Raw genomic sequence first — 11628 nt, forward strand, 5'->3', positions numbered from 1 at the left:
AAATGCAAGCGGAATTGGTCTCATGACAGCCAGCTTTTCCGGCATAAATCTGTCCTGCCATCCGACGCAGGTTCGCGAGTGTCCGGCCACCAACCACGATCATTTCGTGCCATCGATGAGAAGCGCCTTGAGTTCTTCGAGCCTGTCGTTGGTGAGCCAGCCGTAATAGTTCTCGACGGGCAGGGTGCGGCCGGTCTTGTCGGTCACGGCTTGCCTCAACTCACGTGCACGTCTGCGCGGCTGGCCAACATTGTAGAGCGTGGCGGTGATTCCGGGATTACCGGATATATCGAACCCCTGTTCCCGATAGGCATCGATCGAATCCCGGATGATCGCGGCGATGTAAACAAGACTGCGATCAGGATCCATGACGTCGCGATAGATCGCCTGCGGGCGATCGGGCAACAATCGGGGAAGCTTGCTGACCCGGCTGACCATGTCTGTGACCTGCAGGGCTGCAAGCGGGCTTATCTGTCCCAGGCCGAAGGTCTGCCCCGCATAGAAGGGTTGGAAGAAGGCCCGCTGGAACGTGATGGGTTCGTAGTCGACGCCATCGACCTTGCGACCCCGGAATGTCTCTTCCCAGACCTGGTCACGGCAGCTCCAAATCAGCGCGCTGCTTTCGAGAGAAGAGCAGGATGCGAATTCGGGCCGCTGGACGAATGACTGGACCGGAGTGCCCCTGTAGCTGAAGGAGAACTTCAGATCGGCATAGGCGAGCGCCTTGACGTAATAGGTCTGAACCGAGTCGACCACGCTGATATTGTAGGTGTGCTCTCCGACGAGAGCCGCGACGATGTGGATCGGATCGATGCCATAGGCGAGCGCCGCCTTCCTGATCTTGCCGACGAGTTTGCGGTCGTCCCGTATCAAGGCGGTTATGGCCCGATACTTCTCCTCGTACGTCGTGTTGAATGCCTTGGAACGAAGCGCGGACGCTCTTGGGATCACCGGTTGCTCGGCAAGACGATTGCCCGTCGGGACGACTGTGACAGTCTGCGCCACGGCTGGGGCCGTTCCGACACAAGTTGCAACGATCGTCACCGTCATCAAAAAGGGCTGCAGCTTGGCTGTTGGCATGAGGCTCCGTTGGCAGCCTCCGGCTCCGTGAAGGGATGCAGGGTGTGCCGTCATATGGTCATGGCAGTGTGCTTTCGAGCCTATAACAGAGAGGCGGAGGTTTTGCGAGCCGGCAAGGTGTTCGGATGCAAGGACGCTGGAAAAAATGTTCGGCATCCCGTTACCTAAGCGCGCCGACGAGAAGATTGTCTTCGCTTAAGATGGAAACCCACCGTCTCGTGTTGTATTCCGCTTGGCGCTTCAGGTAGTGATGGTTCGTCTCGTACCAGGGACGAACCCTATTGGTCAGATTATCGAGAATGAAATCGCCCTTGTCGGTTCGAACCGCCAATACAGCGTGCCCTTCGCCATCGGACTTGCGCACTGCCGTCAAGAGCAGACTGGAGACGCGAAGGCCTTTCGCATCAGCGTTCGCCGATTTTCCAGTGCATAATCCTCGCAATCACCCAGATTATCGTCAGGATAGGACCAATATTCTGGAACTCCATTGTGTTCCATGTCGCTCACCGGCTTGACGCGGTGGTTTACGGATACGTTGACGCCTACGAGCGATCGCAAAAGTCATCGGTCATGGTCGGCGAATGCAGGGCAGCTCACATTCATGCGAACAAACGGACGGACAACGCAGCGATCGGTCATTACGAATACTGTCGGAACTATCGCGATGATTGCTCGATCGTCACGCGCGACCCGAAGCCCGTCGAACTGACCCGCTCCTTGTGTGAGACGCTGATCGAAATCAACAACAGGGCCAACACGACGATCATGGCCATGACGGACATAGATACCCGGTGTCGAGGAGAAATGGGAGTATCCCTATAAGGGATTTGGCGACTGCGACGACATCGTGCTGGAAAAACGTCGCGAACTGATGAGACAGGGCGTGCCCCCGCAAAACCTTTTGGATAACGGTGGTCAGGCAGTCGAGCGGCGAGGGGCACGCGATGCTGAGCGTCAACACGACCGCCGGTGACTTCATTCTCGACAATCTGGAGCGAAGGTCCTGCTGTGGTCGGACACCGGATATACCTACCTGAAGCGCCAGTCGCGATCCAACTCCGGCCATTGGGAAGCGATCGAATCCCAACAGAACATTCTCGTCAGCGGCACGAAATAATCTCAGGACGCTGACAGGAGACCGGCGCCAAGAAGCAGAAATATCGAGGCGCCGAGCCCGATCCGATAATAGACGAAGCGTATGTAGCTGCGCGTCGAGACTAGCTTCAGAAAACCCACGATCGCGACATAGCCGACCGCGAAGGACAGCAGGGTGGCCAGCGCGGTCGGACCGGCGCCGACCGGACTGTCTGCCCCCCAACTCGCATAGAGCTGGAAGAAGCCCTAAGGCGAGCACGGCAGGTATCGCCACCAGGAAACGAATACCTGGCGGCGGCCTCTCGCGTGTAACCCATCAGCAGTCCGGCGCTTATAGTGCCTCCCGATCGCGAAACGCCCGGGATGAGGGCCATCGCCTGGGCGGCGCCGAACAGAAAGCCGTCCCACCAGCCCAGATCGCGCAAAGCCTTGCGCTTGGCGCCCAGCCGGTCGGCGGCCGCGAGAACCAGCGCGAAGACGATCAACATGGTTGCCGTGAGATAGAGGTTGCGGGCCGGACCTTCGATCAGGTTCTTCAGCAATAGTCCTAGGATGCCGATCGGCAGGGTCCCTATGATCACCAGCCATCCCATGCGGGCATCCGGGTCCAGCCGTTCACGGCGGCCGGCCAGGGAACGCAGCCATGTGGCGATGATGCAGATGATGTCATGGCGGAAATAGATCAGGGCCGCGATCTCGGTCCCGATCTGCGTAATGGCGGTAAATGCGGCGCCGGGATCGCCGGCCGGTGGCAGGAATTCACCAACGATCCGCAAATGCGCGCTTGAGCAGATCGGAAGAAATTCCGTCAGTCCTTGAACCACTCCTAGGATCGCCGCCTCGCTCCACCCGATTTCAGCCAATTGCACTTCCTTTGCGTCCGTCACGATCTCACGATCTTCCGGCAACCTGAACCGACGACTGTCTTGGGTGTCAACGGCGATAGAGCATTGGGCATAGGTTTTGTTGGCTTTTGACGAAACCGTTTGCAAGGACGAGCAGTTTCCTAATTCGGGCTGCGGTGAGAATTTTTGATGAGCACAAATCGGTTCAGTTTCTGAGTGCCTGCGCCGGCGATTGCCGGTATGCAAGCATCGACGGCACCAGAGCGATCAGACCCGTGATAGCCAATAACACAAGGGCGGACTGCCAGTCCTCGCTGCGGAACTCGACGGGCAATGTAAAGCCGCTGGCTCCGCTCAAGAGGTGCGCACCCGTCCTGGCGGCCGTGTAGCCCAGCCCGAAGCCGAGAAGCACCCCTGCTGCGATGATTGCGAACGTCTCCAGCCAGACGATTTCAAACACCACCGCGCGCGGCGCCCCGAACGCGCGCAAGGCACCAATCTGCCGGCGCCGCTGCATGACGTGAAGGACCACGACAAGCAGGATCGCGGCGGCGACAAGCGCCTGCGCTCCGCCGGCCACCAAGGAAAGCACGCGTCGCGCATCGCCGAGCGTCCCGTAGAGCCTCGTCAGCACCTCGCCCGGGAAGATCGCGACGGTCCGATCGTTGCGGTGCGCCTGTCGCAGCTTATAGGCGTCAGCGACCGTACGCGGTTTGACCACGATGGCTGGCAGGCCGGGTGTGGATGGATCGAGGACGGCCTCCGGATGGATCGGCTGGTCGAACTCGCTTGTCTCTGCGGCCCCTTGGGCGGCAGCCTGCAGGAGCGGCGATCCTGTTCCCGCCCGATCGCGTTCATGAATGTGCCAGACCGCTTCGATCGGAACGATGACGGCTCGGTCCCAGGCGGTACCGGTCGGCCTCAGCCGTCCCACGACCGCGTAGGTGACATCATTGTGCATTGCGGTCGCCTGACGGACCTGGCCGTGCGCCGGGTGAAAGCGGCTTCCCATGTTCTTCGCCACGGACGCTCCGACAAGCGCTTCGCCGAGCTTCTCGAACGTGCGTCCTTCGGAGACGCCGCCCAGTCCGTCGACCAGCGCTTGCGTCGTGCCGACGATCGGGAAATCCTCGACGAAATCACCGAACCCGACGGGGGCCGCCCAGGCCACACGTTCGTCCCTGATCAGCCCCGCCAGTACATTGCCCGGCATGAGCGTCAAGGGCGCTGCCTGCAGGAACACGGCGGACAGCAGCAATTGGGTCTCGCTGCCGGGCGCGCCGACTACCAGATCGAAGGCGCCCGCCGCATGTGCGCTACCCAACCGAAGCGCCCGCTCGCCGAGCGTGACAGCGACGCCGAGCGCGGTCGCGAGCGCGATGAGCAGCGCCACCGCAGCCACGCCGATCCAGTGTCGCTTCAAGTCCGCAGCGACAAACCGCAACAAGGGTCATTTCCTTCGCGTGAGGGCGGCCGCAGAACCGGCAGTATGGTTACCTCGGCTGATGGGATTCGCGACCGATCGTGCGCGGACGTCAAAGAAACGCCTCATCATGCGTGGCCGCGGGCTTGCCGGTGTCGCTGACGACGGCGCCAGACTCCAGATGGATCACGCGATCGAGGCTTTCGATGAGGCGTTTTTGGTGGCTCGCCACGATCAGCGTCGCACCCGCCTGGTTGGAGAGTCGCAGTAACAGATCCGCGACAGAGGCCCCGGAATCGGCATCGAGACTGGCTGTCGGTTCGTCGGCCACGATGATTGCCGGCCGCCCGACCAATGCCCGAGCCACCGCGACCCGCTGCATCTGTCCACGAGACATGGTTTCGACCGGCTGATCGGGACGATCTATATCGACCAGTTCGAGCAACTGCATGCCGTCCGCTCTGAAGTCGGTATTCGAACGGAGCCGCGACAGTCGGCTCGGCAACAGCACGTTATCGAGCGCCGAGAGGCCGGGGAACAGGTGGATCTCCTGCATGACAAGGCCGACATGCATAGCGCGCCAACGGTCGCGACCAGCTTCCGAAAGACCGGAAAGATCGGTCTCGCCCCATCGAACCGAACCGTTCCGAACGCGATCGAGCCCGGTGACGACGTTCAGGAAGGTCGTCTTCCCGCACCCGGACGGACCGGTAACGGCAACTTTTTCGGTTGGCGCGATTTCCAGCGCGGACAGAGCCAGCGCAGGCCTGCCAAGACCCTGAAACGACATCTCAAGGTCACGGATCGTCAAACGGAGCATTTGCGGTCAGGCCGTGCGGAAATGCGCATCGACGATGCGAAGGAGGCTGACGAAGCCGGTTTCCGGGTCGGTCCATGAACCGACCTCCAGCCGCCCGCTCACCTCGATCGGGGCATTGGCCTGCTCGAAGGTCTGCGCCTCGTCGAGGTAGATGACCACGATGTTGTCCGGCCAGTCGGCGTCGGAGGAACAGAACGGGCAAAGCGCCATCGGGATTTCCGTGAGCACGAAGAAATTCGCCTCGGCCTTGAGCGGCGGCGCCATGAAGCCTTGCATGGAGACTTCCGCTTCCGCGAGCCCTTTCACCTTGTCCGAAAAGCTGAGCCCGAGAACGCTGATCTTTCCATAGAGCTCATCGAAGCCAAGGGTTGCCGTTGCCGTGGAAGCGGAACTCGCGCCAGTCATCTTGACCAGTGCGACGGCCGAGCCAAGCAGCACCAATTTGCGGCGGGTGATCGGGCGCTGTTTCATGAGCGAAACTTGCTTCCGGCGTTCTGCTCCAGGCGCCGTAGCGTCAGGAGCCATGTCGCGACTTGGTCCATCAAGCCAGATCGGCTAAAGTGCATCAGTTCGTTGCCGGCGCAAGAGCCAGGGCATCGGCAAGCACGCGATAGACGTCGCTCTCTTCCATATAGCCCTTGAATTCCTCGGCGCCAGGGCCGGTCGCCTGGAGCACGACATCGTCAACGGCGTGGACGGCCGTGTCGGCCGTCTTCGGCAGATTGCCGACGCGCAGGACCGCACCCGGAACGTCCTTGTACTTCTCGTTGGCGATGTACTGCTTCGCCCCGTTCTGCACGGCCGGCTCGAACGGACCATCCAGCTTCGGACGGAAGGTTTCGTAGTAGTCGGGAAAGTTGCTGGCGAATATAGCCAGTCGCCGCGTGACGTCCACCTTGTCGGGATAACCGTCGCCGTTCTCGTCGGTGTAGTTCGGGAAGCCCGCATCGGCATAGACGCCGACCTTGTCGCGCATCTCCTCGCCCGGTTTCTGGTCGTCGATGGTACCGATGATCGACACGCCGTGCGTGTGATCGCCCGTGGCGACGATCAGCGTGTCCGGATGCGTCTTGGCGAACTCCATCCCGATGCCGACGGCTTTGTCGAACTCGATGGTCTCGAACAGCGACCGCTCCCAGTCCATCGGATGCGACATCTTGTCGACGGACGCCGCTTCGACCATGAGGAAGAAGCCGTCCTCGTCCTTGGAAAGCTGATCGAGTGCGGTCTGCGTCATCTCGACAAGGCCGGGCTGGTTCGGGAACTTCTCGACGCTGCCCTTCTTGAGGAATTCACGGTCGAGTGTCGTGTCCATGTTGCCGGTGTGGAAAAGGCCGAGGATCTTGCCGGTGTTGGTTCCCTTGGCGGCCACGAGTTCGGTCTTGTCGGTCGCCAATGTGTAACCGGCATCCCTGAACATTGCGATGTAGTCCTTGTCGTCCTTGCGCTTCGAGCCCGGCGTGCTCTGCGGCAGGAAGTAGGCGGAGCCGCCGCCAAGGACGATTTCGGGCTTGACGACGAAGAACATGCCGACAATGTCAGCCTTGTCGGCGCGCAGGCGGGTATGGGCGACGACCGCCGCAGGGGTGGCGTCTTCCACCTCGGCGGTTGAGACAACGCCGATCGACTTGTTGCCGGTGCGCCGCAGCGCCTCTGCGATCGTCTCGACCCTGGGGTCGTCAAGGCTGGCCTTGGTGCGATCCGCATAGACGCCGAGCGCGTTGACAGCCGTCTTGTGGCCCGTCATGTAAGCCGACATCGTGTTGGCGCTATCGGTTGAGATCGCATTGGTCGCGGACGTGCCTATGAAGGCCATGTGATCGAGGTCGTCCATGTTGAGGCGCCCGTTGGCTTTGCCTTCCGTCATGCCCTTCGACATGATGCGGGCGCCGGTGCGATGCGCGACCGAAAGCCCGTCGCCGAGGAAGAAGATGACGTTCTTGGCCTTGGGCGTTGCCGGGGTGCCGAAAACCTGCCAGCTCACCGACTTCATTTCGTCGCCGGCCTTCGCCTCCAGCTTGTAGGTACCAGGCTGCGAAATGCTGGCTGCGCGGATCAACAGCGCCGAAGCGTCGAAACCTTCTTCCTTCTCGATGAATTCGAATTTCTTGCCCAACACGGTTTCCGCCGGCTGGCCGTTGATCGTAACCGTGACTTGGTCGGCGCTAACGACCTTGTCGAACTCGACCTTCACGTCGAAAGGCGACTGCGCCAGGATCGTGGCCCGATCAAGCGGGTAGACCGTCGCTGCCCCCGCAACGGTGTTCAAGCTTGTTGTTATTGCGAGTGCAGCGATAAGACGGTGCATGGCAGGCTCCGGGTGGGTTCACGGACAATGTTCGGCGATGTCCGTGTCAGGGATGTGACATGGCAGGAAACGCGCGCCGACCAAAAACGACGAATTTGCCACGTGTCGACGTCACAGACCACGAACAAGCGGTCATTATTGCGTCCGAGCGGTGACAATCGCGACCCATCTCGCGCGTTTCGAGGCGCATGGTGCGCAGCTCGTCTCGGGCTGTCTGTTCATCGGATCGTCGAAGAGCCGACGTTAGCCGGTGCGGGCCTGCAGATAGGAGAGCATGAGGAACTGTGGGGCGGTCACGCAGCTTTGCTGCGCTGATCGGGTCTTGGATTGTCGTTTGCCATGCCCGGATACCATTCCGCGAAGACTGCTTTGAGACTTCCGTCGAGTGTCCGGGTGCGGCCATTGCTTCGCCCGTTGCCTCGTGGGCGCTCAACGCGAGGTGCAGTCGTGATCCAAAAGGCGCTCGGCCGCTGAGCTTTCCCAATTGGTCAGGATGTAAAATCCCGGTCTTGCGCCGGCGAGTTCGGCGCCAACGACGACGACATTTACGTGATGCATGGCGCGCCGGGCCTGCGGCAGGCCGGAAGCGATGATGCCGACTACGTTGGTCGTTTCCAAATCCGACTTGTCGACTGCCTTGATCCAATAGCGTTTCCCCATCAGAGCCAAAGGGAGAAGCTGCCACGGACCTTCCACCTTCGGCCCCTTCAGGACAAGTTTCTTTTCCACCGACACCGCAACGCAATCGATATGGATGTGGAACTGATCCTGGGATCGCTCAGTCCTGGAATTCACAGCCATGGCGATGGCCGTTCGTGGAAGGTGACGTCCGAGGCTCGCCGAGACCTTGCTTCGTGCTTTCCACGCCCGATTCCAGAGTTGGGAACTGCCCTGCCAACGGACAGACGGGCTTTCAAGGCCGGCAACAGCCGTAAGTGGCGTCAACAGAAACTCGGTCCGGTATCGGGGTGATTTAATGAGAGCTGATCCAGGCACGCCCTGCCTGGGCAGGATCACTTCCTCGCAGGGGAAAGCGCTGCCAAGATGCGCTGCGGCAAGAGCGCAGGTCTGCACAACCTGCCAGAGCGCGTTGCGATGCGCTGAAGCGGAGCCGACGTCGGTGACCGCCGCAGTCAGCAACGCGATTGTCAAACAGAGCACGGCTGCAGCACGGCAGTGGTGGAACAATGGTAACCTGTGAAGGGATTTTACAGCGAGGGGAATGCCCGAGATGAGGTTTTGAGTCCCGGCGCGCAGTCGGCGAAACCGAAACGGTGAAGGTGGAGCGGCTGGGAGCCTCGCGATGGTTCCGATGGGCGACTGCTCTTCTGCCCGATCACTGGTTTGATGACGTTTCGGCATTAAACCTCGCATCCTTGGCCGTGACCGACGTCAGTTCAGATTCTGCGCCCCGCTCAGCGGCCGGATCGAGATTGCTGTCCTTCCCTACTATGGCCTTGTCAGCGCTTCGCGGCACGTCCTCCATCGCATTCTGAAGCATCGAGCGGGTTTCCTGCAGGTCGAGTTCCTTGTCGGCTTGACGTACGGCGTCGTCAAACTGCTTTCGAAAATCGCCCGCAATCCGATTGAATGTCTTCATCATTGCCCCCGCCGATCGCATGACTTTTGGAAGCTCCTCCGGGCCGAAAACAACCAGCGCCACCACGAAGATAACCAACAGGTGGGTCATGCCAAGTCCGAACATCGGTACGTCCTCTCGCGCATATCGCCGGCAGCGACAACCTCTCCGCGGTTTGCGGCGACCGATCCGGTTGAATGCCTCGACCTACGGCGCCAAATCCAACCATCATAGCCTCTCGCCTGAGCCATTCCAGTATGCGGCCGCGGGAATGTCGTTCATACTACGAGCCATGTGGCACCACTCGTCAACCCGAATATCAGGCGCACGTCTGGTAGGGATATTCGCAACCGTGCTCGCAGCAAGCGGACTCCTCGCTGGAGCCGATGGCACAGGGCCCAGAATATTTGAAGCAGGCGCCTACTCCTTTTCCGACGAACTCGGCGGATTCCGGATCATTGCCGCTTCGGGAGCCGGAACAAGGGCCGATCCCGTCGTGATCACCGAGGAACTCGAGTCGGCAAGCCCGGTAACCCTCACCATACGCGCCATCCGGCCGGTTCAGCCATTCGGTGCCTCCGGCAACTATGCCACCGGGTTCATTTCCCTAAGGATCGTTGCCCTCAACAACAGCGGTCACGCCTGGGTCGAATTCGAGTTCGAGTTGCAGGAGATTCTCAACCAGCCAAGCGATTCCAGCGACGGGCTTTCGTTCGACCAGGCGCGCCGCGAAACGGATGCAATTCGGTCCGATAGTTTCGCCGAATTCAGTCGTGAATTCGAACCTTATGACCATCTTCTGTTCCGGAAAGGCGAGGTCCATCCGCTGAGCACGGTTTCGTTCTCATTCCTGGTGACTGATTTCACGCCGACTGCGCGGCTCTATCTCGTTCAGGACCCGCGCATTCCCTCAACATGAACGTGTCGCGCATCATCGCGGCCGTTGGTTCGAACAACGCTGCTCGTCATGTATGCCGGCAGTTTGGCAGGTGTCGTTGGGCGCGGCATGCCGATGGATTTGCTGGTCATTTTGGTCGCTTGGCCGTGCCTTTGATTCGGGCCACAAAATAGGGACAACAGGGCAAAAACCGACGCGAACGACGATTGAGGATCGTGAGCGCCCGCGGTACGAGTTCTCCGCCGAGTTACTTGTGAAGCGTTCACACTAGCGACAGTTCCGGATCGTGCTATGATCTTGCGCATGAGGACGATCACGGCCTCTTACATTCTGGTTTTCGCGGCGCTCGCTGCAACGCCCGCGCGGGCCGAATGCCAGTGCCTCGCCAACGGCCACATTTTCCATCACGGCGAAATCGCTTGTCTGCAATTGCCGTCAGGTCCTGAACTCGCGCAGTGCGACATGGTTCTCAATATTTCGTCATGGAAAAAAATTCAGGATGGATGCCCCGAGGCGACGGCGCCGTTTGGCTTGCCTGTCAAAGGGGACGAGCAGAAACCAGGCGAAGGCGGAGATAAAGCCAACGATTTGGCTTTATCAACAGCAAACGCCCGGAGCTAAAGCGAAGCGCAGTTTGCGCGCATCCAACAGTGCGACGCAAGCCCAACGCATACCCTAGCGGTGTTCCAACACCGCTAGGAACCAGCCCTATGGATGAGCTTCCTGTTGAGATTCTGCTTTCCTGTCAGTCCTTCTTGTTCCGGTAGCTTTCAATGGCTTTGCCAACCATGTCGATGGCGACGTTGGCGCCACCAAAGCCGTTCAGCTCAACGGCCTTGCGGCCTTCAGGTAGCTGCTTGTAAACTCGAAAGAATGCCTCGATGCGCTGTCGTTCGATGGCCGGAAGATCATCGATGGTCTTGACCCCGTCATATTGCGGATCGATATCCGTAGCCGGCACAGCGATGATCTTGTCATCCGCTTCGCCGCCGTCGACCATGTTGAGCACGCCGATGGCGCGGACTTTGATCAGAGCACCGGGCACAACGGGTTCCCGGGTGAAGACAAGCGCATCCAACGGGTCGCCGTCGCCGCCCAACGAACTGGTAACGGAACCATAGTTGGCCGGATAGACGACCGGCATGGACTGATATCGATCGACGACGACATGGCCTGTCTCGGCATCGATCTCATATTTGGTGAAGCTTCCCGCCGGAATCTCGATAACCGTGTAAAATTCGCTGGTGTCTTTCGGCTGCGGAAAATCGAAAGCTGTGACGAATTCGGCGAAAGCGGGCTGCGTGCCCAGCAGGGCCGCAAGCGCCATGACAGTCGGCAACGCGCGCATGGTTGTCTCCAAAGGTTGGACGGGCAGGGCGCCCTGCATCCGCCTAGCCACCGTATGTGACGGCAGCATTACAGGGTTCCGTTATTGAAATTGGATGACCGTATTTGCACCGATCCTGCGGCGAGCAGAAATGGGCCGAGATAGAGCGCTGACGAGTGATGAGCGTCTATGGGCGTTTGCGTTTATGGGCGTTTAAGAGACGGTGGCCGCTTCAAATGTGCTATTTCAGGCG

The 11628-nt window shown here is 60.1% G+C and carries 12 protein-coding genes and 3 pseudogenes; 5 read left to right on the plus strand and 10 right to left on the minus strand.

Annotated features, from left to right (window positions below; genetic code table 11):
• Positions 1-99: 99 nt before the first annotated feature.
• Both NKJ94_RS25455 and NKJ94_RS25460 read right to left on the minus strand, forming a co-directional pair.
• Positions 100-1050, minus strand: coding sequence for a DUF1402 family protein (locus NKJ94_RS25455; RefSeq protein ID WP_502896157.1), 951 nt, complete (start codon positions 1048-1050; stop codon positions 100-102).
• A 190-nt stretch (positions 1051-1240) separates the two neighbouring features.
• Positions 1241-1578, minus strand: a pseudogene (locus tag NKJ94_RS25460) (transglutaminase-like cysteine peptidase).
• On the opposite strand from NKJ94_RS25460, the gene NKJ94_RS25465 reads away from it, so the two are divergent.
• The 3 genes and pseudogenes from NKJ94_RS25465 to NKJ94_RS25475 all read left to right on the plus strand — a co-directional run bounded on the left by NKJ94_RS25465 (position 1570) and on the right by NKJ94_RS25475 (position 2197).
• Positions 1570-1902 carry a transglutaminase-like cysteine peptidase gene (locus NKJ94_RS25465; RefSeq protein WP_352528956.1) on the plus strand — a complete coding sequence of 111 codons (333 nt, stop codon included), beginning with the start codon at positions 1570-1572 and terminating at the stop codon, positions 1900-1902. The pseudogene NKJ94_RS25460 and the gene NKJ94_RS25465 overlap by 9 nt on opposite strands.
• Positions 1865-2053, plus strand: a complete 189-nt coding sequence (locus tag NKJ94_RS25470) for a transglutaminase-like cysteine peptidase (protein WP_352495720.1) — start codon at positions 1865-1867, stop codon at positions 2051-2053. Before NKJ94_RS25465 ends, NKJ94_RS25470 begins: the two co-directional genes overlap by 38 nt.
• Positions 2025-2197, plus strand: a pseudogene (locus NKJ94_RS25475) (transglutaminase-like cysteine peptidase). Before NKJ94_RS25470 ends, NKJ94_RS25475 begins: the two are co-directional and overlap by 29 nt.
• Positions 2198-2199: 2 nt before the next feature.
• On the opposite strand, the pseudogene NKJ94_RS25480 reads toward NKJ94_RS25475, so the two are convergent.
• The 7 genes and pseudogenes from NKJ94_RS25480 to tatB form a co-directional block, all read right to left on the minus strand.
• A pseudogene (locus NKJ94_RS25480) lies at positions 2200-3029 on the minus strand (undecaprenyl-diphosphate phosphatase).
• A 196-nt stretch (positions 3030-3225) separates the two neighbouring features.
• On the minus strand, positions 3226-4467 hold the full coding sequence (locus tag NKJ94_RS25485; RefSeq protein ID WP_352528958.1) for an ABC transporter permease: 1242 nt from the start codon (positions 4465-4467) through the stop codon (positions 3226-3228).
• 88 nt (positions 4468-4555) lie between these two features.
• Positions 4556-5263: an ABC transporter ATP-binding protein gene (locus tag NKJ94_RS25490; protein WP_352528960.1), complete on the minus strand. Its 708-nt coding sequence runs from the start codon at positions 5261-5263 to the stop codon at positions 4556-4558.
• Between the two features lie 6 nt (positions 5264-5269).
• Positions 5270-5734, minus strand: a complete 465-nt coding sequence (locus NKJ94_RS25495) for a hypothetical protein (protein ID WP_352495676.1) — start codon at positions 5732-5734, stop codon at positions 5270-5272.
• Positions 5735-5828: 94 nt separating this feature from the next.
• Positions 5829-7571, minus strand: coding sequence for an alkaline phosphatase (locus NKJ94_RS25500; protein WP_352528962.1), 1743 nt, complete (start codon positions 7569-7571; stop codon positions 5829-5831).
• Positions 7572-8000: 429 nt separating this feature from the next.
• Positions 8001-8933, minus strand: a complete 933-nt coding sequence (locus NKJ94_RS25505; protein ID WP_352528964.1) for a CDP-diacylglycerol diphosphatase — start codon at positions 8931-8933, stop codon at positions 8001-8003.
• On the minus strand, positions 8908-9276 hold the full coding sequence (tatB, locus tag NKJ94_RS25510; protein ID WP_352528966.1) for a Sec-independent protein translocase protein TatB: 369 nt from the start codon (positions 9274-9276) through the stop codon (positions 8908-8910). The genes NKJ94_RS25505 and tatB overlap by 26 nt, the downstream gene beginning before the upstream one ends.
• A 226-nt stretch (positions 9277-9502) precedes the next feature.
• Between tatB and NKJ94_RS25515 the strand changes: the two genes are divergently transcribed.
• Together NKJ94_RS25515 and NKJ94_RS25520 are read left to right on the plus strand one after the other, a co-directional pair.
• Positions 9503-10069, plus strand: a complete 567-nt coding sequence (locus NKJ94_RS25515; protein ID WP_352528968.1) for a hypothetical protein — start codon at positions 9503-9505, stop codon at positions 10067-10069.
• A 282-nt stretch (positions 10070-10351) separates the two neighbouring features.
• The gene (locus tag NKJ94_RS25520) at positions 10352-10669 is read left to right on the plus strand and encodes a hypothetical protein (RefSeq protein WP_352495680.1); all 318 of its coding nucleotides are present in this window, start codon (positions 10352-10354) and stop codon (positions 10667-10669) included.
• A 124-nt stretch (positions 10670-10793) separates the two neighbouring features.
• Here NKJ94_RS25520 and NKJ94_RS25525 read toward each other — a convergent pair whose 3' ends face one another.
• Entirely contained in the window at positions 10794-11396 is a 603-nt protein-coding gene (locus NKJ94_RS25525; protein ID WP_352508708.1) for an inorganic diphosphatase, read from the minus strand.
• Between the last annotated feature and the right edge of the window lie 232 nt (positions 11397-11628).

This window comes from Mesorhizobium sp. M0060, from assembly GCF_040323155.1.
In the GTDB taxonomy this organism is placed as follows: domain Bacteria; phylum Pseudomonadota; class Alphaproteobacteria; order Rhizobiales; family Rhizobiaceae; genus Mesorhizobium.

Excerpts from the sequence above, each read along its gene's own strand:
- NKJ94_RS25455 (WP_502896157.1), bottom strand. The coding sequence starts at position 1,050 with ATGACGGTGACGATCGTTGCAACTTGTGTCGGAACGGCCCCAGCCGTG.
- NKJ94_RS25490 (WP_352528960.1), bottom strand. The coding sequence starts at position 5,263 with ATGCTCCGTTTGACGATCCGTGACCTTGAGATGTCGTTTCAGGGTCTT.
- NKJ94_RS25495 (WP_352495676.1), bottom strand. The coding sequence starts at position 5,734 with ATGAAACAGCGCCCGATCACCCGCCGCAAATTGGTGCTGCTTGGCTCG.
- NKJ94_RS25500 (WP_352528962.1), bottom strand. The coding sequence starts at position 7,571 with ATGCACCGTCTTATCGCTGCACTCGCAATAACAACAAGCTTGAACACC.
- NKJ94_RS25505 (WP_352528964.1), bottom strand. The coding sequence starts at position 8,933 with ATGCCGAAACGTCATCAAACCAGTGATCGGGCAGAAGAGCAGTCGCCC.
- tatB (WP_352528966.1), bottom strand. The coding sequence starts at position 9,276 with ATGTTCGGACTTGGCATGACCCACCTGTTGGTTATCTTCGTGGTGGCG.
- NKJ94_RS25520 (WP_352495680.1), top strand. The coding sequence starts at position 10,352 with ATGAGGACGATCACGGCCTCTTACATTCTGGTTTTCGCGGCGCTCGCT.
- NKJ94_RS25525 (WP_352508708.1), bottom strand. The coding sequence starts at position 11,396 with ATGCGCGCGTTGCCGACTGTCATGGCGCTTGCGGCCCTGCTGGGCACG.